The sequence below is a fragment of the Micromonospora sp. CV4 genome (assembly GCF_003667455.1).
GTDB lineage: Bacteria > Actinomycetota > Actinomycetes > Mycobacteriales > Micromonosporaceae > Micromonospora.
In genome coordinates, this window is record NZ_RCVI01000405.1 from 80,499 (window position 1) to 102,479 (window position 21,981).

A 21,981-nucleotide genomic window follows, 5' to 3' on the forward strand; every position below is an offset into this window, starting at 1 on the left:
GCCCGCAGCGCGCTCTCCACCCGTCGGCGCAGGTCGTCGAGGTCGGCCCCGGCCTCGGTGAGCACCAGCGCGCCCAGCCCCTGCCCCTCGCGGAGCACCCCGAGCAGGATGTGTTCGGTGCCGATGTGGTGGTGACGCAGCCGCACGGCCTCGCGCAGTGACAACTCCAGGGCCTTCTTCGAGCGGGGCGAGAAGGGCCCGCCCAGGAACCGCCGGCGGCCCCAGCGACGACGCGGCGCCGGCACGGCCTCGCGCAGGGCGTCCGGGCCGAAGGACTGTTCGATGCGGGCCACGATCGCGGCCAGGTCGATGCCGATCTCCCGCAGCGCCGCGGCGTCCGCGTCGCCGAGACCGGCGCCGCCGGTGGCGGTGTGTCGGCGGATCCGTTCGCGCAGGTCGTCGGCGCGTACGCCGGCGTCGGCCAGCACCCGGCTGGCCAGACCCGCCTCATCGGCCGTCAGGGCGAGCAGCAGGTGCTCGGTGCCGACCGGGCGCTGCCCCTCGACCCGTGCCTCCTCCAGCGCCCGCCGCACGACGTCGCGCGCCCGGTCGGTGAACCGTTCGAACATCACGCCTCCCAGGATTGATTGACCGCCGGCCGCCCGGCGTGCTTCTTGTGGACCGCCTGCCGGCTGACCTCGAGCGCGTCGGCGATCTCCTGCCAGGACCAGCCCTGTCGACGGGCGTTGTCCACCTGGACCACCTCGAGCCGCTCGAGCAGCCGGCTCAGCGCGCGGACGGCGCGCAGCCCGACCCGGGGGTCGGTGCTGCCGGCTGCCGCCGCGAGTTCCGTCGCCTGACTCATGTCGTCAACATACGTTGACAGCGCCACTCGTGTCAACCCCGGTTGACGAGCTGCCACCACCATGGCCGGCGGCGCGGCCCGATCCGGCCCGCCGCCGCTACCGTCCGACTACCCTCGGTCAGGGACAGCGTGGTCGTGCCCGGGCGCGACGCCCGGGAGGTGATGTCGGATGGCCGCATCCGCCGATGCAGCGGTGCTGGTCGGCCTCGGCTCGGACCACGACCTCCCGGTCGTTCACCAGGCCGCGCAGGAGGCCGCCGCGCACGGCCGGCAGCTGCACCTGCTGCACACGTTCGACTGGCACGCGGCCTTCGACGCCGACACCGTCGCCGCGCCCCGGGACCGCGCCGAGGAGCTGATGACGCGGGGCGCCCAACTGGCCCACGGGATCGAGCCGGAGCTGACCGTCCGTGGCGAGATCGTCGAGGGCGGGATGTTGCCCATCCTGATCCGTCGATCGGAGACGGCCTTCCTGCTCGCGGTCGGCGACAGCGGGATGGCCGGCAGCGGCAAGTGCATCCCGTCCGACACGTCCGCCGTGCAGCTGGCCGCGCGGGCCGGCTGCCCGCTGCTGGTGGTGCGCCAGCAGCCGCCGCCGCAGGGCCCGGTGCTGGTCGGGGTGGACGGATCGCCCAGCTCGACCCTCGCCCTGGAGTGGGCCTTCGAGTGCGCGGCACGGCGCTGCACGCGGCTGCTCGCGCTGCGGGTGGTGGAGCCCGACGAGGACACCGGCACCGTGACCGACCAGCTGACCGAGGTCGTGACCCGGTTCTCCGCCCGTCGGACGGAGGTGCCGGTCGAGTGCCGCGTCATCCGTGGCGACCCCGGCCAGGTGCTGGTCGACGTGTCCCGCTCGACGCAGGTCGCGCTCGTCGCCGCACGGGGCGACGAACCGGGCCGCGGGATGCTGGGCGCGGTCGCCCAGTCCATGCTCTACCACTCCCCGGCCCCCGTGATCGTCGTCCGCGGGCTGGCCGAGGCCCCGCTCACCGGGCCCGACGCCCGCCCGAACCGGGACCAACGGCCCTGACCTCGGGGCGCAGGCGACGGCGAGGCTGGACGTCGGCTGCCCCACTCCCCGATCTGCGAGAGGCTCAGCATCATGGACACCGCACTCGATCCGAACCGGTCGATCACCGACGACGAGCTGCGCCGGCTGCACGCCTACTGGCGCGCCGCCAACTACCTCACCGTCGGGCAGATCTACCTGCTCGACAATCCCCTGCTGCGCGAGCCGCTGACCCGCGACGACATCAAGCCGCGGCTGCTCGGCCACTGGGGCACCAGCCCCGGGCTCAACCTGATCTACGCCCACCTCAACCGGGTGATCGTGACGCGTGACCTGAACGCCATGCTCATCACCGGCCCCGGGCACGGCGGCCCGGCGATCGTGGCCAACACCTGGCTGGAGGGCACCTGGTCGGAGCGCTACCACGACGTGTCGCGCGACGAGGCCGGGATGGCCCGGCTGTTCCGCCAGTTCTCCTTCCCCGGCGGCATCCCCAGCCACGTGGCGGCGGAGGTGCCGGGTTCGATCCACGAGGGCGGCGAGCTGGGGTACGCGCTGAGCCACGCCTACGGCGCCGCCTTCGACCACCCGGACCTGCTGGTGGCCTGCGTGATCGGCGACGGGGAGGCGGAGACCGGACCGCTGGCCGGCAGCTGGCTGTCCAACGTCTTTCTCAACCCGGCCCGCGACGGCGCGGTGCTGCCCATCCTGCACCTCAACGGCTACAAGATCGCCAACCCGACCGTACTGGCCCGGATCCCCGAGGCGGACCTGCTCGGCCTTCTGCGCGGCTCCGGCTACGAGCCGTACGTGGTGGCCGGTGACGACCCGGCCCAGGTGCACCGCACCCTCGCCGCCACGCTGGACCGGTCGCTGGACGAGATCGCCGCGATCCAGCGCAGGGCCCGCTCCGGCGGCGTCGTCGAGCGTCCCCGCTGGCCGATGATCGTCCTGCGGACGCCGAAGGGCTGGACCGGCCCCCGCGACGTCGACGGCAAGCAGGTGGAGGGCACCTACCGCGCACACCAGGTGCCGCTGTCCCTGGTACGCGACGATCCCGCGCACCTGGCCGAGCTGGAGCACTGGCTGCGCAGCTACCGGCCGGAGGAGCTGTTCGACGCGACCGGCGCGCCGGTGGACGAGCTGCGGACACTGCCGCCGCGGGGCGACCGGCGGATGAGCGCGAACCCGGTCACCAACGGCGGCGTGGTGCTCCGCGACCTGAGCCTGCCCGACTTCCGCGACTACGGCGTGGAGGTCCCCCACCCGGGCGAGCCGATGGCCGGCGCGACCGGGGTGCTCGGCCCGTGGATCCGGGACGTCATCGCCGCCAACCCGCAGACGTTCCGGCTGTTCGGCCCGGACGAGGTCGCCTCCAACCGGCTGGACGCCGCCTTCGAGGTGACCGACCGGGCCTGGGTGGCGGGCACGGTGCCGGGCGACGACCACCTCTCCCCCGACGGCCGGGTGATGGAGGTGCTCTCCGAGCACCTGTGCCAGGGCTGGCTGGAGGGCTACCTGCTGACCGGCCGGCACGGCGTGTTCACCAGCTACGAGGCGTTCATCCACATCGTCGACTCGATGCTCAACCAGCACGCCAAGTGGCTGAAGGTGACCCGGGGCATCCCGTGGCGGCAGCCGCTCGCCTCGCTGAACTATCTGCTGTCCAGCCACGTCTGGCGGCAGGACCACAACGGCTTCTCGCACCAGGACCCGGGCTTCATCGACCACGTGGTCAACAAGAAGGCCGAGGTGGTCCGGGTCTACCTGCCGCCGGACGCCAACACCCTGCTCGCCACGATGGACCACTGCCTGCGCAGCCGGCACTACATCAACGTCGTGGTGGCCGGCAAACAGCCGGCGCCGAACTGGCTGACGATGACCGAGGCGATCCAGCACACCCGGCGTGGCCTGGGCATCTGGGAGTGGGCCAGCAACGACGGCGGCACCGAGCCGGACGTCGTGCTCGCCTGCTGCGGGGACGTGCCCACCCTGGAGGCCCTGGCCGCCGCCGAACTGCTGCGCCAGCACCTCCCGGAGCTCAAGGTGCGACTCGTCAACGTGGTGGACCTGATGCGGCTGCAACCGGACACCGAGCATCCGCACGGTCTGACCGACACCGAGTTCGACACCATCTTCACCGAGGACCGCCAGATCATCTTCGCGTACCACGGCTATCCGTGGCTGATCCACCGGCTCACCTACCGCCGTACCAACCACGGCAACCTGCACGTACGCGGCTACAAGGAGGAGGGCACCACCACCACCCCGTTCGACATGGTGATGCTCAACGACCTGGACCGCTTCCACCTGGTCATCGACGTCATCGACCGGGTGCCCGGGCTGGGCTCCCGCGCCGCGCACCTGCGCCAGCGGATGGTCGACGCCCGGCAGTCGGCGCGCGACTACACCCGCCGGTACGGCGAGGACGACCCCCAGGTCGCGGAGTGGCGCTGGGTCCGCGAAACCGACCCGACCAACCGCTGAGGAGGACGACGTGCGGGACGCGGAGATCCTGATCGGCTACGACGGCTCCACCGACGCGTCGGTGGCTCTGGACTGGGCGCTGGACGAGGCCGAGCACAGCGGCCAGCCGGTGCGACTGGCGTACGTCTTCGAATGGCTGACCGTGGCCGGCTGGGTCGGTCCGGGCGTCGCGCCCGGCGTCTGGCCGGACGACACCGCACGGCGGCAGGTCGAGGAGCTGGTCCGCAAGGCCGCGGCGGACGCCGCCACCGCGCATCCCGGGCTCACCGTCACCGGCGAGGTGTACGACGGCCCGCCCGCCCTGGTGTTGCAGGAACGCTCGGCCGAGGCCGGCCTGCTGGTGCTCGGCAGCCGCGGCCACGGCGGGTTCGGCGGGCTGCTCGCCGGGTCGACGGCGGTGGCGGTCACGGCGCACGCGCACTGCCCGGTCGTGGTGGTCCGGGACGGGGCCGTCAGCGGGCCGGCCGGTCCGGTGGCGGTCGGCGTGGACGGCTCGGAACCGTCGCTGGTGGCGCTCGGCTTCGCCGCCGAACGGGCGGCGCAGCGGCAGGTGCCGCTGCGGGTCCTGCACGCCTGGACCCCCGGTCCCGGCGGGGCGGCCGGGGTGCCCGACGAGCGGGAGGCGGTGGAGCAGGCGCTGGAACCCTGGCGGCGGACGTACGCGGAGCTGAGCATCACCGTCGACCTGGTTCCGGGCAGCCCGGCGGCCATGCTGATCGAGGCGAGCCGCGACGCGCGGCTGGTGGTGGTCGGCAGTCGGGGCCGGGGCGGGCTGGCCGGAACGCTGCTCGGCTCGGTGAGCCAGCAGCTGATTCAGCACGCCCACTGCCCGGTCGCGGTGGTCCGGGAGCGCTGACTCTCGGGGGCGTGACGACCCGACCTGGCCGGGACCTTCGGCCCCTGCGCACCGCCGCCGGATGCCGCAGGATGGAGCGGCAAGCCAGGGCCGAGCGCCGACGGACACGGCACCGGACCGGCAGAGACGGAAAGGTCGTGACCATGAGTCAGGAAAGCCAGCTGACCACCGCGCTGGCGGAGGCCGCCGCCACCGCCGGCCACGCCCCCTCGGTGCACAACACTCAGCCGTGGCACTGGCGGGTGCTGCCCGACGCGCTGGAGCTGCGCTCGGTCGCCGACCGGCAGCTCGCCGCCACCGACCCCGAGGGCCGACTGCTCGCGATGAGCTGCGGCATCGCCCTGCACCACGCCCGGCTCGCGCTGGCGGCCGAGGGGTGGCGCGCCGTGGTGGAGCGGCTGCCGGACCCGGGCGACAGTGAGCTGCTGGCCCGGCTTACCGACCTGAGCCGGACCGCGGCGGACGCGGACGCCATGCGGATGGTGCAGTGCATGCGGGTCCGGCACACCGACCGGCGGCCGGTGAGCGACGAACCGGTGCCCACCGCCGCGATCGGGGAGATCACCCGAGCGGTCACCGCGGAGGGCTGCCGGCTGCAGATCCTCGACCGCGACCAGGTGCTGGAGGTCGCCGCCACGGCCGCGCACGCCGATACGGTGGAGGCCGAGGATCCGGCGCTGCGCGCCGAGCTGGCGTACTGGACCAGCCGGGCCGGCACCGGCACCGGGCTGCCGCCGGAGGTGCTGCCCGCGCAGCCTCCGCAGACGACCGTGCCGGGCCGTGACTTCGGCCGTCCCGGCAGCCTGCCGGTGGGTCCGGGCCACGACCGCATGGCGGTGTACGCGATGCTGCACGGCGACGAGGACGAGCGGGACAGCTGGCTGCGCGCCGGGGAGGCGCTCTCCGCCGGCTGGTTGACCGCCACGCGGCTCGGCGTGTCGGTGGTGCCGCTCAGCGCGGTGGTGGAGGTGCCGGGCACCCGGCAGACCCTGCGTCAGCTGCTCGCCGGGATCGGCTTCCCGTACCTCGTGCTGCGGTTGGGCATCGCGGACCCGGCGCACGCGGGCCCGCCACACACCCCGCGGCTGACCACCGAGCAGGTGGTCGACACCTCCGCGGTCCGTGGCGAGCGGGGCTGACCGGTTCGGCACCATGGTCACCGGCGATACCATCGCGCCGTGACCAGCACCCCGCAGCCCCGCAAGGAGGCGTCGACGACCCCGTCGCTCGGGCTGAGCCCGCTGTCCCGGGTCCACCTCGACGAGCTGCTCCAGGAAATGCTGGACCGGGTCGGCGAGGTGGTCACCAGCCGGGAGCGACTGCGTGCCCTGCTCGACGCGGTGGTCGGCATCGGCACCAACCTGGACCTGCGCACCACTCTGCAACGCATCGTGCAGGCGGCCTGCGAGCTGGTCGGCGCCCGGTACGGGGCGCTCGGCGTGGTCGGCCCGGACCGGCTGCTGTACGACTTCATCGTGCACGGCATCACCCCCGAGCAGCACGCGCAGATCGGCGACCTGCCACACGGGCGGGGCGTGCTGGGCCTGCTCATCGACGACCCCCGGCCGCTGCGGATGCCGGACATCACCCAGCACCCCCGCTCCTACGGCTTCCCGGCCAACCACCCGCCGATGCACAGCTTCCTGGGCGTGCCGGTGCGCATCCGGGAGCAGGTCTTCGGCAACCTCTACCTCGCCGAGAAGCAGGGCGGCGCGCAGTTCACCGAGGACGATGAGGAGATCGTGGTCGCGCTCGCCGCCGCGGCCGGCGTGGCCATCGAGAACGCCCGCCTGTACGCCCTGGCGCACCGGCGGGAACGGTGGCTGGCGGCGACCGCCGAGATCACCACGGTGCTGCTCGGCGAGGTCCGCCGCACCGACGCGCTGGCGCTGGTCGCCCGCCGCGCCCGGGAGGTCGCCGAAGCCGAGATGGCGCTGGTCCTGCTCTACGACACCGAGAGCGAGCAGTTCACCGTCGAGGTGGTCGACGGCGCCGACGAGCAGACCAGGGCGCTGGTCGGCACGGTCCTGCCGGCCGCCGACACCAGCTTCGGGGCGGCGGTCGCCGAGGGCCGGCACGACCAGGTGGACAACCTCGCGCACGCCGCCCCCTGGCCGGCGCTGCTGCACACCGGGCCGGCGGTGATCTCGCCGCTGGCCACCGCCGAGACCCTGCACGGCGTCCTCGTGGTGGCACACCGGCCCGAACGCGGTGGCGGCGCCAGCGAGGACGACGTCGCCCTGCTGGGCAGCTTCGCCGGGCAGGCCGCGCTGGCCATGGAACGGGCCCGCGGCCAGGAGGAACGGGAGCTGCTGGTGGTCCTGGAGGACCGCGAGCGGATCGCCCGCGACCTGCACGACGTGGTGATCCAGCGGCTCTTCGCCACCGGCCTGCAACTGCAGAGCGCCGCGCCGATGATGACCCGCCCGGAGGTGGCCAAGCGGATCAACGCCGCCGTCGACGATCTGGACGCGACCATCCGGGACATCCGCCGGACCATCTTCGAGCTGCGTACGCCGATGACCGCGGCTCTGCGTACCGAGATCCGTGAGGCGATCGAGGTGGCCGCCGAGTCGCTGGGCCACAAACCCCACCTGGAGCTGGCCGGGCCGGTGGACAGCGCCGTCCCGGACGCGGTCCGCCCGGACCTCACCGCCGTGCTGCGCGAGGGGCTGTCCAACGCGGTCCGCCACGCGCGGGCCACCCAGGTCACCGTCGGCGTACGCGTCGACGCCGGCCACGTCACCGTCACGGTCACCGACGACGGGGTGGGCTGCGACCCGGCCGCCGCCCGCGGTGGCCTGGTCAACCTGCGCGAACGCGCCGAACGGCACGGTGGCACCTTCACGATCCGCCCGGTCGAGCCGCACGGCACCGAGGTGAGCTGGTCCGTGCCGCTGCGCGACTGACCGGGCTGGGTCAGGGGGTCTTACCGAGCAGTCGGGTGGCCAGGACGGCGGCCTGGGTGCGGCGCTCCAGGCCGAGCTTGGCCAGCACACTGGAGACGTAGTTCTTCACCGTCTTCTCGGCCAGGAACATCCTTGCGGCGATCTCCCGGTTGGTCAGCCCCTCCGCCACGTACTCCAGGATCCGCCGCTCCTGCTCGGTGAGCGACCTCAGCTCGCGCGGCTGCTCGACGCCGTTGCGGATGCGCTCCAGCACCCGGGTCGTGATCGCCGGGTCGAGCAGCGACTGCCCGGCCGCCACCCGGCGCACCGCGTCGACCAGGTCGGTGCCGCGGATCTGCTTGAGCACGTACCCGGCCGCACCCGCCATGATCGCCGCGAACAGCGCCTCGTCGTCCTCGTACGAGGTGAGGATCAGGCCCTTGATGGACGAGTCGACGGCGCGTACGTCCCGGCACACGTCGATGCCGTTGCCGTCGGGCAGCCGCGCGTCGAGGATCGCCACGTCAGGCCGCAACGCCGGGATACGGCGGGCCGCCTCCGGCGCCGAGCCGGATTCGCCGACCACCTCGATGTCGCCGCTGCTCTGCAACAGGTCGGCCAGGCCACGGCGGACGACCTCATGGTCGTCGAGGAGAAACACCCGGATCATTCCTCGTTTCTACCCGGGCCCCGTGTCGGGCGCACGGGCCGAAGGTCCCGACCGGGACGGTCCGGCGCCCGAGTCCGGGCTGGAGCCGGCAGGGGGGGTCGGTCCCGACGGACCGGGACGTCCGGCCCTGCCCGGAGCGCACCCGGCGGACGGACGGTAGGGGTGCGTCGACTGCCGCACCGGCGGCAGCCCACCGGAAAGGAGCAACCGCCATGGACATCAGCTACACCGCGGAGCACCTGCGGGCCGCCGCCGTCGCCGCGGTCCGGGCACCGTCGATGCACAACACCCAGCCGTGGCGGTTGCGGCTGCGCGATGGCGGGATCGAGGTGCTGGCCGACCCGGCCCGGCGGCTTCCGGCGACCGACCCGAGCGGGTGGGGTGTCCGCCTCGCCTGCGGCGCGGCGCTGTTCAACCTGCGCATCGCGTTGGCCGTTGCCGGCATCCCGGCCCGGGTGCGGCTGCGCCCCGACCCGGGCGAGCCGGACCTGTTGGCCCGCCTGGTCCCGGACGTTCCGCGCCGGCCCACACCCGACGAGCAGAGCCTGTACGCCGCCATTCCCCGCCGGTTCAGCAACCGGATGCCGTTCTGGCCGAACCCGGTGCCGGCCGACGCACGGTGGCGGCTCGGCGAGGCGGCCCGCGCAGAGCAGTGCTGGCTGGAGCTGCTGATCGGGGTGAGCGCGGTCTCCGCGTTCGGCGAGATCGCCCGCAGCGCGCACCGCGTGCTGGAGCGCGACCCCGCCTACCGGTCGGAACGCGAGCGGTGGCTCCGGCAGGAGCCCGCGCCGGACGGCGTGCCGGCCTCGGCCGGCGGCCCGCAGAGCCAGCCGCAGGACGTGCTGCCGGCACGCGGCTTCGGCGGACGCGACCGGGCCCCGGGGCGCGACTTCGAGCCGGAGCCACTGGTCGGGGTGCTCGGCTCACTGGGCAACACCGCCGTGGACCAGGTGGTGGCCGGGCAGGCCCTGCAACGGGTGCTGCTCACCGCCACCGACGCGGGGCTCAGCGTGTCGATGCTCTCCCAGCCGATCGAGGTGCCCACCGCGCGCGAGCAGCTCCGGCTGTCACTCGGCCGGTTCGGCATGCCGCAGATGGTGCTGCGGATCGGGTACGGCCAGCCCGGCCGACCGACCCCGCGCCGCAGCGTCGGCGAGGTGCTGGACCTGCCGGTGGTGCCGGCCTGAGCCGGCGCCACCGCCCGTTCACGCGGTGAGGAGCGCGACCTCCCGCGCCGGGTCCAGCCCCACCGTCACCCGGCGCTGCTTGCCGGCGCGGGGCGGCACGGACCCTACCGCGCCCAGCCAGCGCCACGTGTCGGCGACGGTCTCGGTCACCGGGCGGCAGTTCAGCCCCGCCGCGTACGCCTTCTGCACGCCCCGCTCCTGCAACCAGCGGAACTCGTGCCGCGGCGGAATCCAGATCGGCAGGTCGTTCCAGGGCACGACGCCGGCGTCCAGGATCCGCTCCGGCTCCGTCCAGCGCAGCGTGGCGCCGGAGCCGGTCACCGCGAGGACCGAGTCCAGCAGCTCACCCATCGTGGCGTGCCCCGGTCGGCTGGTCACGTTGAACGCACCGCCGATCCCTTCGGCGGCCCGGTCCAGCGTCCACCCGACCAGGTCGCGCACGTCGATGTACTGCAGGGGGAGGTCCACCGGGCCGGGCGCGAGCACGTCACCGCCCCGGGCCACCCGCTGCAACCACCAGGGCAGCCGGCCGATGTCCTCCCCCGGCCCGAGGATCAGCCCGGCGCGCACCAGCAGCGCCCGCTCGCCGTAGACCTCCGTCGCGGCCAACTCCCCACCGGCCTTGCACTGCGCGTAGTCCCCGTCGACGGCGTCGGCGGTCGCATCCACAGTGGTCGCCTCCTCGCCGACGTGCGCCGGCACCGGCGGGGCGTAGACCGACCCGCTGGAGATGTAGGCGTAGTGCGGGACGGTCCCGACCAGCGCGCGGGCCGCGTCCCGCACCGCCCGTGGGGCGCTGTCCCAGGTGTCGACCACCAGGTCCCACGCACCGCCCGCCAGCGCCGCCAGGCCGTCCGGCGCGGTCCGGTCACCCCGCAACCGGTGTACGCCAGACGGCGTCGACCCGTGCAGCCCCCGGTTGAACACCGTCACCGACCAGCCCCGGCGGACCGCTTCGGCGACCGTCGCCCCGCCCACGAAACCCGTCCCACCCAGCACCAGCAGTCTCATGCGGTCCACCCTGCCGGGTGGTGGCGACGGGCGGCACCCGTGTTCACCGGCAGCGGATCTCCCCTCAGCAGAACCGGCCGCCTCGCCGATCCAGGGCAGACACGCAGTGTAGCCGTGCCGTAACTCTGTGCGTTTGTCGTCGTTCAGTCGGTGACGGGCAGCCTCACACCGGCTGGGCCCGGTCAACTCCAACGAACGGGGGAAGCGGTGCGTTCTGTCCTACAGAGATTCGGGGCGGTGTCGACGGCGACATTGCTCGGTGCGATGGCCAGCGTGGGCCTCGCTGCGCCAGCGCAGGCGCAGCCGGGCAGCGCCAACGCCAGAGGCGTCGTCGTCGACCTGTCCGCCGAGGTCCTGGACGTGGCGGTGATCAGCGCGGGAGCCGTCATCGGCACGGCGACCGCGCCGGCGGGCGGTGGCACCGACACCTCGACTCTGCTGGCGATCTCGGTGCCGGGCGCGGTGGGGGTCAGCGCGAGCGGCACCGTCGCGGAGGTCACGGCCACCCGGGCGCCGGGCGTGTCGTCCGCGCTGTCGCGGGTGAACGGCCTCAGCCTCGATGTCCTCGGTGTCGACGTGTTGGACGCCGCCGAGGCGTCGGCGAGCGTGTCGTGCCCTCTCGTCGGCCCGCAGACCGCCGACACGACGCTGGTCGATCTGGAACTGTTCGGCTCCGCGGTCACCCTGGTGGCCAACGGCCCCGCCGTAAACGCGAGCGCGGCCGTGACGGTGGCGGGCCTGGCCGGCGCCACCCTCAACGCCTCGTTGACCCGTACCGAGGTCACCACCGCACTGGGTGCCACGGCGGCCGCCGTGCGTGCCACCCTCACCCTGTCCGGCACGATCCTCGGAGAGCCGGTGACCATTCCGGTCGGGACCGTGATCGTCGCCGAGGCCACCTGCGAGCGCCCGTCCATTCCCGCCCCGCCGACGGCGGCGACGATCGTGCCGGATGAGGGTCCGCAGTCGGGTGGGCAGACGGTGACGATCACCGGCAGCGGCTTCGTACCCGGTGGCACGACAGTCACCTTCGACGGAGCACCGGCCACCAACGTGGTCGTGGCCCCGAACGGCACCTCGCTGACCGCCGTGACCCCGCCCGGAGCAGTCGGACCCGCCTCCGTCGCCGTGACGACTCCCGGCGGTACGGCAGCGCCGCTGGCGTACACCTACCTCGCCGACGGCAGCGACGCGGTCATCACCAACCTCACACCCACCACCGGACCAACCTCCGGCGGCACCACAGTGACCATCACCGGCACCGGCTTCACCGGCGCCACCCAGGTCACCTTCGACGGCGTACCCGGCACGAACTTCACCGTCAACCCGGCCGGCACCACCATCACCGTCGTGACCCCACCCAACACCGCCGGCCCCGCCACCGTCGAACTCGTCTTCCCCGCCGGCGACGTCACCGCACCCACCTTCACCTACATCGCACCGACCATCACCTCGGTCGTACCGGATGAAGGCCCGACCACGGGTGGCACCACCGTCACCATCACCGGCACCGGCCTCGGCGCCGCCACCGGCGTCAACTTCGGTGACACCCCCGGCACCAACGTGGTGGTCGACCCCAGCGGCACCTCACTCACCGTCGTCACACCACCGGGCGCGCCCGGCACCGTCGACGTGACCGTCCTCATTCCGGGCGCCAACGCCACCGCACCCGACGCCTTCACCTATCAGGCCGCCCCGCCATCGTCGGCGACCATCACGCCGGATGAGGGTCCGCAGTCGGGTGGGCAGACGGTGACGATCACCGGCAGCGGCTTCGTACCCGGCGGCACGACAGTCACCTTCGACGGAGCACCGGCCACCAACGTGGTCGTGGCCCCGAACGGCACCTCGCTGACCGCCGTGACCCCGCCCGGAGCAGTCGGACCCGCCTCCGTCGCCGTCACGACTCCCGGCGGCACGGCAGCGCCGCTGGCGTACACCTACCTCGCCGACGGCAGCGACGCGGTCATCACCAACCTCACACCCACCACCGGACCAACCTCCGGCGGCACCACAGTGACCATCACCGGCACCGGCTTCACCGGCGCCACCCAGGTCACCTTCGACGGCGTACCCGGCACGAACTTCACCGTCAACCCGGCCGGCACCACCATCACCGTCGTGACCCCACCCAACACCGCCGGCCCCGCCACCGTCGAACTCGTCTTCCCCGCCGGCGAGATCACCGCACCCACCTTCACCTATGAAGCCGTCCCACCGGCCCTCGACACCCTCAGCCCGGGCCAGGGGCCCACGGCCGGCGGCACCACCGTGACCGTCGGCGGCTCAGGGTTCGTCCCCGGCCAGACCACGGTCAGCATCTGCGGACGGACCATACCGGCGAATGAGGTGACGGTGGCCGCCGACGGACGCTCGTTGAGCTTCCGCACGCCAGCCTGCCGTGCCGGCGACACCACCGTCACGGTGACAACCGCGGGCGGGGTGTCGAACGGGCTGACGTTCCGCTACGTCGGGCAGATCCTGCCCGTGACAGGTGACTCCCTGGGCACACCGCTCACCTTCGGCGCGATGCTGACAGTCCTCGGCGCGTTCCTGGTGCTGTTCAGCCGTCGCCGCAAGCACAACAGCGCGTTGAAGTGACGACCGCACCCGTCCGGTCGGGGCCCCACGGGGCACTGGCCGGACGGGACGGTCACTGACGTCGACGCCACGAGTCGACAGCGCGGAACGGCTCGTTACCGGTGTTCCGGTAACGAGCCGTCTTCGTTGGTGGGCGATACTGGGTTTGAACCAGTGACCTCTTCCGTGTCAAGGAAGCGCGCTCCCACTGCGCCAATCGCCCGTGGTGACCACCCGAACCGGCGGTCAGGCCCCGTGGGGCGGATCGCGAGCGGACGACGGGATTCGAACCCGCGACCCTCACCTTGGCAAGGTGATGCGCTACCAGCTGCGCTACGTCCGCACGTCCCCGGTGTGCGCCGGCGACGAGTGAACTCTACCCGACCGCAAGATCGCTCGAAGCGCCACCCTGGGCGGTGGCGGTTGCGCTGGTCGGCGCCGGGGTACTGAAGGGCTCGACAGCGCACCACATCCCCCTAAGGAGGCTGTCGTGGGTATCGGCACCAGCATCTTCCTGATCGCGCTCGGCGCGATCCTCACCTTCGCCCTGGACGCGAGCGTCGGCGGCATCAACCTCGACGTGGTCGGCTGGATCCTGATGGCGGCCGGTGTGCTCGGCCTGATCATGACCACGCTGATCTGGGGCCGCCGCCGCGAGGTGGTCACCACCAACGAGCAGCCGGTGGAGTACCGCCGGGTCGAGGAGCGGCGGGACATCGCCCCGCCGCTGTGACACGACCACCGGCCGTCGCCGGCACATCACGCGGTGCCGGGCCGGCCGCCTCGATCGAGGCGGCCGGCCCGTCGTACCCGTGACCCGGCCCGTCGCCGCAGGCGCCGCCTTCCCGCGCGGCGCGACCCTCGCGCGCGGCCGGGCGCTGCTCAGCACCCGCACCGACCTCGCGGAGGCGCTGCTCTCGGCGACCGGGTAGGCCGGCCGAGCGTCCGGTAGGGACGGCGCCGGACCGCGCACGGATCACCGCCGTACGGGCGTTGTCGCTGGTGAGCGCGTTGCGACCCCCCGCGTTAAGATCCGCACATGGAGGCCCTCGACACGGTGCTGGCCGCGCACCGCGCGTACCTGCTCGGTTGGAACATCGGCGCAGCCGGAGGCCCCGACCTGCCGACCTATCGCAGCGACGTGCCGCACGCACCCCTCAACGGCGTGCTGCGCGTGGCCGGGCGCACGCCGCAGGACGCGCTCGCCGAGGCCCGGCACCGCCTCGACGGCGTACCTCGCATCTGGTGGGTCGGCCCGGACAGCGACGCCGGTACGGCCGACGCCCTGGCGTCCCTCGGCGCCGTCGAGGTCGCCCGCATGCCGATCATGACCGTGGCGCTCGGTGCGGCGGCCGACGTGCCGATCCCGGCCGGCCTGCACATCCGCGAGACCACCGACCTGGACGCGTTCGTCTCCGCCTACGCCCGGGTCTCCGGAATCCCGTCGGACGGCGTGGCGACGGCGATCGAGCGGGAGAAGGCGTTCACCGGCGACGGCACGGTGATCAGGCTGGCCGGTCACCTCGACGACGGCAGGATCGTCGGGACGGCCGTGGCCTGGCTCAGCCACGGGCTGCTCACCCTGTACTTCGTCGGCACCCAGCCCGAGCAGCGGCGGCGGGGCATCGGCGCGGCGCTGACCAGGGCCGCGCTCGACCTGGCCGGCGAGCGGGGCGTCCGCACGGCGGCACTCACCTCGACCCCCATCGCCGAGCCGGTCTACGGCCGCCTCGGTTTCCGCACCGTGGGCACGTTCCGGCTGCTGACCTTCTGAACCGAGCCAGGATCGGCCGCGCGGCCTACGCCCGCAACGCCGCCGCGGTGGCCGCCACGAAGCCATCCGGATTGTCCAGCATGATGTTGTGGCCGGCGTCCGGCACGGCGACCACCCGCACGCCGGCGTCGGTGAGGGCGCGCGCGCCCTTCGGCTCGCTGTCGGCGGGGTGGAGGTAGGTGCGCGGCACCGGCAGGTCGAGCAGCAGGTCCCGCATGGTGGGTGTGGTGCCGCGGCCGAGGTGCGCCGCGGTGCGGTAGAGGGCCTCCGCACCGGTGAGCCGCATCGTCGCCGCCCAGGCCGGCCCGACACGGTCGAGCGTCTCGGATCGTCCGTCGCCGTGCAGGAACTGCTCCTCGGTGTAGCGGGCACGGATGCCGACGCCCGGAGGCTGCGGGTCGAGGGTCGCGCCGACGAGAACCAGTGCCGAGACCAGGCGCGGGTGGCGGGCGGCCAGGACGATGGCCACGGCGCCGCCCATGCTGTGCGCGATCACCTCCGCGCCGCTGACCCCGGCCGCGGTCAGCGCTGTGGCGAGCAGGTCGGCGTGCTCCTCCAGCGTGTAGGAGGCATCGGCCGGCCGGTCGCTGATGCCGTGCCCGAGCAGATCCATCATCAGCGTGCGCCGTCCGGCGAGCGTGGGGTTGGTCGCCACCGCCGCGAAGTAGACCGGCGAGGAGGCGCCGAGCCCGTGCAGGTAGACCCGGCTGGGTTCGGCGCCGGGCAGCTCCACCCAGCGAATCGTCGTGCCGTCCGGCCGCACCTGGGCGCCGCGCATCACGTACCTCCTTGAGCAATACCTCGAACCCGAGGTATACCGTTGTGGAGGTAAGCTAACACGGTGTTGGAGTTCGCGATACTGGGCTTCCTTGCCGACGCCCCGCTGCACGGGTACGAGCTGCGCCGGCGCGTGGCCGCGCTCACCGGCCACGTCCGGCCGATCGCGGACGGGACGCTGTACCCGACGATCAAACGCATGGAACGTGCGGGCCTGCTGCGTCGCGAGGTGCAGGCCGGCCAGGTGGCGGCGCCACGGCACGTGCTCACCCTCAGCCCCGCCGGTCAGACGGAGCTGATGCGCCAGCTCCGTACCCCCGACGACCTGTTCATCACCGACGAGAACCGGTGGTTCACGCTGCTGGCCTTCCTGCGCCACCTGGACGACCCGGCCGGCCAGGCCGCCGTGCTCCAGCGGCGGCTCGATTTCCTCACCCAGCCGGCGAGCTTCTTCTGGGACGGCGACCGACCGCTGCGCGCCGACGACTTCCCCGACGACCCCTTCCGCCGGGGGCTGTTCCGCATCGCCACCGCCACCAGCCGCACCGAGATCGCGTGGCTGCGGGAGCTGCTGACGTCGCTTCCGCGGTGAGGTGGCGAGCAGATACGGAAAAGCTCGTTACCGGATTCCGGTAGCGAGCCGTTTCCTGCTGGTGGGCGATACTGGGTTTGAACCAGTGACCTCTTCCGTGTCAAGGAAGCGCGCTCCCACTGCGCCAATCGCCCGTGCCTTGTTGCTGAGGTGGGGACGGGATTTGAACCCGCGTACACGGCTTTGCAGGCCGTTGCCTCGCCTCTCGGCCACCCCACCGAGGTTGCCCCCGTCGTACGTGGCGGCAGCTCCGAGCGGACGACGGGATTCGAACCCGCGACCCTCACCTTGGCAAGGTGATGCGCTACCAGCTGCGCTACGTCCGCACGCCCCCGGCTGTTCCCGGGTGACGGATGAGAACTTTAGCCGAGCCGGTGAACGACTGCCAACTCGGGGTGGGCGTCGGCGCGTCCTTCCACACCGCGCCGGCACCGGTTCGCGGTGATCGACTCCGGGCCCCCGATGTCGGGGCCGCTGCCGCCGGGTACACCGGGACATCGCCGACGTCGAGTCGGTCACGCCCGGCCAGCTTCCTAGGGGGCTGACCTGGACCTCACTGGCCGTCACTGCCCCGGGCCATCGGGCGGTGGTCGTCCGTGGCGGCCTGGGCTGCGGTCGACGAGCTTCCGGGCCCGCCGGCCGGTGCCAGCGGACCTCGACGAACACCTCCAGAAGAACGACGGAAGGCACCGTCTGGAAGTGTCCGGCTTCCGACTGTCGCATCGCGGATCGGACAGTGGCGGTAACTGTTCGTGTTCGGTCGGATGGGCTACGGTAACGGTCGTGACGAGACGTGCGGCCGAGATCCGCCTGGATGCCCTGCTGCGCACCGCCTGTGACGTGATCGTTGAGCGCGGTCTGGCCAACACCCGGACGGCGGACGTGGCGCAGGCCGCCGGGGTCAGTCAGGCCCTGGTTTTCTACCACTTCGCCACCAAGGAACGGTTGCTCGCGCAGGCGTTCGCGTACGCGGTCGAACAGGATCTGGCCCGACTGGACGCGGTGACCCGGTCCTCGGCCCCGCCGCTGACCAAGCTCCGCCGGATCCTCAAGCTCTACACCCCGGCCGGGCGGGCCACCTCCTGGTCCATGTGGATCGACGGCTGGTCGGAGTCGCTGCGCACCCCCGAGCTGGAGAAGGTCTCCCGCCGGCTCGACCTGCGCTGGCGGCAGGACCTGGCCGCGGTGATCTCCACCGGTGTCGCCGACGGCACCTTCCAGTGCGCCGACCCGGACGGGGCCGCCTGGCGGATCAGCGCGGTGATGGACGGCCTGGCCGTGCAGCTCGCGGTGCACGACCGGGTGATCTCCCGCCGGCAGTTTGGCGAGTGGGTCCGCCTGGTCACCGCCCGGGAGCTCGGCCTTGACCCGACCGACCTGGACTGATCCGTTGGAGGCCACCCACCGGCGGGCGGATCACCCTGCCGGGGCGGGCAAAACGGCTCGGCCCACCACGCCGCCCGGAACAATCGGCAGCATGGATCTGCTGGAGGCGTACCGCCGGAGCCTGGCCGAGTTCGTCGACCGGGTGGACCAGGTCGGGCCCGGCCAGTGGTCCGACCCGACACCCTGTCCGGACTGGGATGTCCGCGCGCTGGTCAACCACGTGGTCGGCGAGGACCGGTGGAGCGTGCCGCTGCTCGCCGGCCGGACCATCGACGAGGTGGGCGAGCGGTTCGACGGCGACCAACTCGGTGCCGACCCGGCCACGATGGCGCGGGAGGCGGCCGCGCAGGCCGAGATCGCCGCCACCCATCCCGGCGCGCGCGACCGCACCGTGCACCTGTCCGCCGGCGACACCCCGGCCGACGAGTACCTCCAGCAACTCCTCGCGGAACACCTGGTGCACGGTTGGGACGTGGCGGTGGCGATCGGGGCCGAGCCGCGCCTGGACCCGGACGTGGTGCAGGTGTGCGCCCGGTGGTTCGCCGGCCGGGTCGACGACTACCGACGCAACGACCTCGTCCGGGCCGCGGTGCGGCCGCCCGGCGACGACGAGCAGGACCGTCTCCTCGCCGCCTTCGGCCGTGACCCCGACTGGGCGCCGGGCGACTGAGCGGGCGGCGTCGGCACCGCGGCGCAACCAGCCAGGGCCAGCACTCGGGGCTCACGGCCCTCTGTCGAGCGCGGCCGGCGGCACGCTCATTTACAACGCTGCGCGCTCTGTAAAGTCGAATTATCTCGATCCATCGGCGCGTCGCCGTGCCTGGACCTTGCCGCCATCCCGACCGGCTGATATCCACAGATGCGCATGCGTTACCGCGCAGCGTCGGCCGGCGGCCGCCGGCCATCCGCTCCCACGAGGAGGTCCCGTGCCACAACCGGAGTGGTCACCCCCGATGAGTCGGCGTCGACGCCGGCTCATCGCCGTCCTGGCGTCGACGGTGACGGTCGCCGCGCTGCTTCCCACCGGCGCGAGCACCGCGGCCCCCGCCGGCGGCGCGCCGTCGGCCGAGCACCGGTCCGGGCCGTTCGCCGAAGGGCACCAGCCCGCCGACGTCGACAACCGCCGGGGTACGGCGGCACCGGACGCCCGCCAACGCGGGCTCGCCCGCGCCAGCGACCCCGACGTGCGATGGAACCGACTCGGCACCCCGCAGGCCCTCGGCCCGGGCCGCGCCCCGCTCGCCACCGGGCTGCCCACCGAACCGGAGGCCACCGCCCGCGCCTACCTGGCCGCCAACCGGGACCTGTTCGGAATGGACACCGCCGCGGCGGCCGACCTGGAGCGGGTGCTCGTCCGACCGATCGGCAGCGGAGCCGTGGTCACCTTGCGGCAACGCTTCGGCGACCTGCCGGCCGGGCCGGACGGCCTGGTCACCGTCGCGGTCACCGGCGGCACGGTGCTCTCGGTCAGCTCCTCGCTGGCCCGCACCACCGGCGCACCCGCGCCGGCCACCCGCACCGCCGAGCAGGCGTACGCCGCCGCGCTCGCCGACGCCAAGCTGGACGCGAGCGCGGTGGCCAGCCACACCGTGCGTCCGGTGGCCGTCCCCACCCCGCTGGACGGGCCCCGGGCGGCGTACGAGGTGACCCTGATCGGCGCGAACACCGACCAACCCACCGCGTTCACCACCTACGTGGACGGGATCACCGGGCAGGTGCTGGTCCGCGAGGACCTGGTGGACTTCGACTCCGACAACCCGAGCTGGGCGGTCTTCCCGGCCACCCCGCCGCGTGACCTCGGCCCCGGGCAGGACCCGCGGGTGCGGTGGTGCGGCGACCCGGCGCCAGGCTGCCAGGCCGCCTACCGCGACCCCGCCACCGGCCAGCCGTGGGATGTCGACGCGGCCACCGGCACGCCCACCTTCACCTCGCGCGGCAACTCGGCCAACACGGTGCTCTCCTGGGGTGCCGGCACCCCGATCGTTCCGGCCACCCCCAGCGCGGACCGCCGTTACGAGTACCCGTTCACCGACCAGTGGCACCAGGCGAAGTGCAACCCGGAGGTGTTCACCTCCGCCCAGCGCAACGACGCGGACGCGTCGATCGCCAACCTCTTCGCCATGCACAACCGGATGCACGACTGGTCGTACCAGTTGGGCTTCACCGAGTCGGCGTGGAACCTCCAGGCGGTCAACCTCACCCCGTCCGGCCTGGGCGGTGACGCCGAGCAGGGCCGCGCTCAGCAGGGCGCGCTGACCGGCAACCGGAACAACGCCAACCAGGGCACCCCGCGCGACGGGCTCCCGCCGACCACCAACATGTACCTGTGGCAGCCGCAGGCCGGCGGGCCGTACCCGCCGTGCGTGGACGGCGACTACGACATGACGGTGATCGGTCACGAGTACACCCACGCGATCACCAACCGGATGATCGCCGGCCCGGACAGCGGGATCGGCGGCCACCAGGGCGGGTCGATGGGTGAGTCGTGGGGCGACCTGCTCGCCGCCGAGTACCTCTTCCAGAACGGATTCCGCGCGCCCGGTGAGACGCCCTTCATCACCGGCGGGTACGTCACCGGCAACCTGGTCAGCGGCATCCGCAACTACGACCTCAGCCGCAGCCCGCTCAACTACTCCGACATCGGCTACAACACCGCCGGTCCGGCCGTGCACGCCGACGGGGAGATCTGGGGCGCCACCAACTTCCGGGTCCGGTCGGCGCTCGTGAAGCGGTACGGCCTCGGCACCCCCCAGCGGCAGCTGGACTGCGCGCAGGGCAAGGTCGCCGCCGACAAGTGCCCCGGCAACCGGCGCTGGTCCCAGCTGGTCTTCGACTCGTTCCTGCTCCAGGCGGCCAGCCAGGTCAGCATGCTCGACATGCGGGACAACATGCTCACCGCCGACCTGCTCCGCTTCGGCGGCGCCAACCAGGACCTGATCTGGGCCGAGTTCGCCCGCTCCGGGATGGGCCGCGACGCCGTCACCAACGGCGCCGCCGACACCGACCCCACGCCGAGCTTCGCCTCGCCGAGCGGCGGCAACGCGACGCTCACCCTGCGGCCGCGCGGAGACAGCGCCGAGGCGCCGATCCGCGTGTACGTCGGGCAGTACGAGGCACGCGCGGTGCCGGTGGCGGACACCGACCCGGCGACGCCGCTGCCGGACACCCTGGAGATGGTGGCCGGCACCTACGACCTGCTCGCCGTGGCGCCCGGCTTCGGGCACCAGCGGCTCAGCGTGGTCGCGAAGGCCGGTCACGAGGGGTACGTGGACCTGCGGATGAGCCGCAACCTCGCGTCTACGGCGTCCGGCGCCACGATCAGCGGCGACGGGGTCAACCTGGACCGGGTCGCCGACGACACCGAGGCGACGAACTGGGCCTCGCTGGACGGGGTGGCCGGCCGGCAGCTCACCGTGGCGCTCGCCGGGGACGCCCCGCAGGTGGTCAAGCGGGTGAACGTCAGCGCGATGCTGCGCCCGGCGATCGCCGGGGACGCCGACACCGGCAGTCAGAACGCGCTCAGCGCGCTGCGTTCGTTCGCGGTGTCCGCCTGCAACGCGAAGACCACCGACTGCGCGGATCCGGCGCGCTGGCAGCGGATCTACACCAGCGCGGGCGACGCGTTCCCCGGTGGGGCCTACCGGGCGTACAGCCGGGACATCAACCTCCGGACGTTCGCGGTGCCCACCACGCTCGCCACCCACCTGCGGGTGGAGGTGCTGGCCAGCCAGTGCACCGGCGGCCCGCACTACGCCGGCGAGCAGGACAACGACCCGGCCACCACGACGGACTGCGCGACCGCCAGCCCGGCCCGGGACCAGGTCAGGATCGCCGAGTTCCAGGCGTTCTCGAAGTGACACCGTCGGGGCCGGCGGACCTCCGCCGGCCCCGACGGCCCCCGATCAACACCACCCCGATCAACACCACCCCCGATCAACACGACCCCGTCACCGGCAGGG

At 73.2% G+C, this 21,981-nt stretch carries 17 protein-coding genes, 5 tRNA genes and 2 pseudogenes; 13 read left to right on the forward strand and 11 right to left on the reverse strand.

The window, feature by feature from the left end; genetic code table 11:
• Positions 1-17 precede the first annotated feature (17 nt).
• From EAD98_RS31715 to EAD98_RS28025, 3 genes and pseudogenes are all read right to left on the reverse strand, one after another.
• Positions 18-197 (reverse strand): annotated as a pseudogene (locus tag EAD98_RS31715) (Clp protease N-terminal domain-containing protein); the annotation flags it as partial.
• A 189-nt stretch (positions 198-386) separates the two neighbouring features.
• Positions 387-569 (reverse strand): annotated as a pseudogene (locus EAD98_RS31720) (Clp protease N-terminal domain-containing protein); the annotation flags it as partial.
• Positions 569-805: an HTH domain-containing protein gene (locus EAD98_RS28025; RefSeq protein WP_121656959.1), complete on the reverse strand. Its 237-nt coding sequence runs from the start codon at positions 803-805 to the stop codon at positions 569-571. The pseudogene EAD98_RS31720 and the gene EAD98_RS28025, both read right to left, overlap by 1 nt.
• A gap of 169 nt (positions 806-974) precedes the next feature.
• Between EAD98_RS28025 and EAD98_RS28030 the strand changes: the two genes are divergently transcribed.
• The 5 genes from EAD98_RS28030 (at position 975) to EAD98_RS28050 (ending at position 8,066) form a co-directional block, all read left to right on the forward strand.
• On the forward strand, positions 975-1,835 hold the full coding sequence (locus EAD98_RS28030; protein WP_121656960.1) for a universal stress protein: 861 nt from the start codon (positions 975-977) through the stop codon (positions 1,833-1,835).
• Between the two features lie 72 nt (positions 1,836-1,907).
• Positions 1,908-4,301, forward strand: a complete 2,394-nt coding sequence (locus tag EAD98_RS28035) for a phosphoketolase (RefSeq protein ID WP_121656961.1) — start codon at positions 1,908-1,910, stop codon at positions 4,299-4,301.
• Between the two features lie 10 nt (positions 4,302-4,311).
• A complete protein-coding gene (locus tag EAD98_RS28040; RefSeq protein WP_121656962.1) occupies positions 4,312-5,157 on the forward strand; it encodes a universal stress protein in 846 nt (281 codons plus the stop codon).
• 143 nt (positions 5,158-5,300) lie between these two features.
• Positions 5,301-6,296 carry a nitroreductase gene (locus tag EAD98_RS28045; protein ID WP_233584002.1) on the forward strand — a complete coding sequence of 332 codons (996 nt, stop codon included), beginning with the start codon at positions 5,301-5,303 and terminating at the stop codon, positions 6,294-6,296.
• Positions 6,297-6,434: 138 nt separating this feature from the next.
• Positions 6,435-8,066, forward strand: coding sequence for a GAF domain-containing sensor histidine kinase (locus EAD98_RS28050; RefSeq protein WP_233584005.1), 1,632 nt, complete (start codon positions 6,435-6,437; stop codon positions 8,064-8,066).
• A gap of 10 nt (positions 8,067-8,076) precedes the next feature.
• Here the strand turns inward: EAD98_RS28050 and EAD98_RS28055 are convergent, their stop codons facing one another.
• Entirely contained in the window at positions 8,077-8,715 is a 639-nt protein-coding gene (locus EAD98_RS28055; RefSeq protein ID WP_121656963.1) for a response regulator transcription factor, read from the reverse strand.
• A gap of 212 nt (positions 8,716-8,927) precedes the next feature.
• Between EAD98_RS28055 and EAD98_RS28060 the strand changes: the two genes are divergently transcribed.
• Positions 8,928-9,902: a nitroreductase gene (locus EAD98_RS28060; RefSeq protein WP_121656964.1), complete on the forward strand. Its 975-nt coding sequence runs from the start codon at positions 8,928-8,930 to the stop codon at positions 9,900-9,902.
• Between the two features lie 18 nt (positions 9,903-9,920).
• On the opposite strand, the gene EAD98_RS28065 is transcribed toward EAD98_RS28060, so the two are convergent.
• Positions 9,921-10,913, reverse strand: coding sequence for an NAD-dependent epimerase/dehydratase family protein (locus EAD98_RS28065; protein ID WP_121656965.1), 993 nt, complete (start codon positions 10,911-10,913; stop codon positions 9,921-9,923).
• Between the two features lie 237 nt (positions 10,914-11,150).
• Between EAD98_RS28065 and EAD98_RS28070 the strand changes: the two genes are divergently transcribed.
• Complete coding sequence (locus EAD98_RS28070; protein WP_147457511.1) at positions 11,151-13,514, forward strand: IPT/TIG domain-containing protein; 2,364 nt, start codon at positions 11,151-11,153, stop codon at positions 13,512-13,514.
• 127 nt (positions 13,515-13,641) lie between these two features.
• On the opposite strand, the gene EAD98_RS28075 is transcribed toward EAD98_RS28070, so the two are convergent.
• A tRNA-Val gene (locus EAD98_RS28075) sits at positions 13,642-13,716 on the reverse strand.
• Positions 13,717-13,763: 47 nt separating this feature from the next.
• A tRNA-Gly gene (locus tag EAD98_RS28080) sits at positions 13,764-13,836 on the reverse strand.
• A gap of 147 nt (positions 13,837-13,983) precedes the next feature.
• On the opposite strand from EAD98_RS28080, the gene EAD98_RS28085 reads away from it, so the two are divergent.
• Positions 13,984-14,226 (forward strand): DUF6458 family protein, encoded by a 243-nt coding sequence (locus tag EAD98_RS28085; protein WP_121656967.1) that lies wholly within the window; start codon positions 13,984-13,986, stop codon positions 14,224-14,226.
• A gap of 306 nt (positions 14,227-14,532) precedes the next feature.
• On the forward strand, positions 14,533-15,267 hold the full coding sequence (locus tag EAD98_RS28090; RefSeq protein ID WP_121656968.1) for a GNAT family N-acetyltransferase: 735 nt from the start codon (positions 14,533-14,535) through the stop codon (positions 15,265-15,267).
• Between the two features lie 25 nt (positions 15,268-15,292).
• On the opposite strand, the gene EAD98_RS28095 is transcribed toward EAD98_RS28090, so the two are convergent.
• Positions 15,293-16,045, reverse strand: coding sequence for an alpha/beta fold hydrolase (locus EAD98_RS28095; RefSeq protein ID WP_121656969.1), 753 nt, complete (start codon positions 16,043-16,045; stop codon positions 15,293-15,295).
• A gap of 63 nt (positions 16,046-16,108) precedes the next feature.
• Between EAD98_RS28095 and EAD98_RS28100 the strand changes: the two genes are divergently transcribed.
• Positions 16,109-16,636, forward strand: coding sequence for a PadR family transcriptional regulator (locus EAD98_RS28100; RefSeq protein WP_121656970.1), 528 nt, complete (start codon positions 16,109-16,111; stop codon positions 16,634-16,636).
• A gap of 59 nt (positions 16,637-16,695) precedes the next feature.
• On the opposite strand, the gene EAD98_RS28105 is transcribed toward EAD98_RS28100, so the two are convergent.
• The 3 genes from EAD98_RS28105 to EAD98_RS28115 all read right to left on the reverse strand — a co-directional run bounded on the left by EAD98_RS28105 (position 16,696) and on the right by EAD98_RS28115 (position 16,962).
• A tRNA-Val gene (locus EAD98_RS28105) sits at positions 16,696-16,770 on the reverse strand.
• A gap of 14 nt (positions 16,771-16,784) precedes the next feature.
• A tRNA-Cys gene (locus EAD98_RS28110) sits at positions 16,785-16,855 on the reverse strand.
• Between the two features lie 34 nt (positions 16,856-16,889).
• Positions 16,890-16,962, reverse strand: a tRNA-Gly gene (locus EAD98_RS28115).
• A 457-nt stretch (positions 16,963-17,419) separates the two neighbouring features.
• Between EAD98_RS28115 and EAD98_RS28120 the strand changes: the two genes are divergently transcribed.
• The 3 genes from EAD98_RS28120 to EAD98_RS28130 all read left to right on the forward strand — a co-directional run bounded on the left by EAD98_RS28120 (position 17,420) and on the right by EAD98_RS28130 (position 21,879).
• A complete protein-coding gene (locus EAD98_RS28120) occupies positions 17,420-18,022 on the forward strand; it encodes a TetR/AcrR family transcriptional regulator (RefSeq protein WP_121656971.1) in 603 nt (200 codons plus the stop codon).
• A 91-nt stretch (positions 18,023-18,113) separates the two neighbouring features.
• Positions 18,114-18,692: a TIGR03086 family metal-binding protein gene (locus EAD98_RS28125; protein ID WP_121656972.1), complete on the forward strand. Its 579-nt coding sequence runs from the start codon at positions 18,114-18,116 to the stop codon at positions 18,690-18,692.
• Positions 18,693-18,948: 256 nt separating this feature from the next.
• Entirely contained in the window at positions 18,949-21,879 is a 2,931-nt protein-coding gene (locus tag EAD98_RS28130) for a M36 family metallopeptidase (RefSeq protein WP_121656973.1), read from the forward strand.
• Positions 21,880-21,981: the final 102 nt, after the last annotated feature.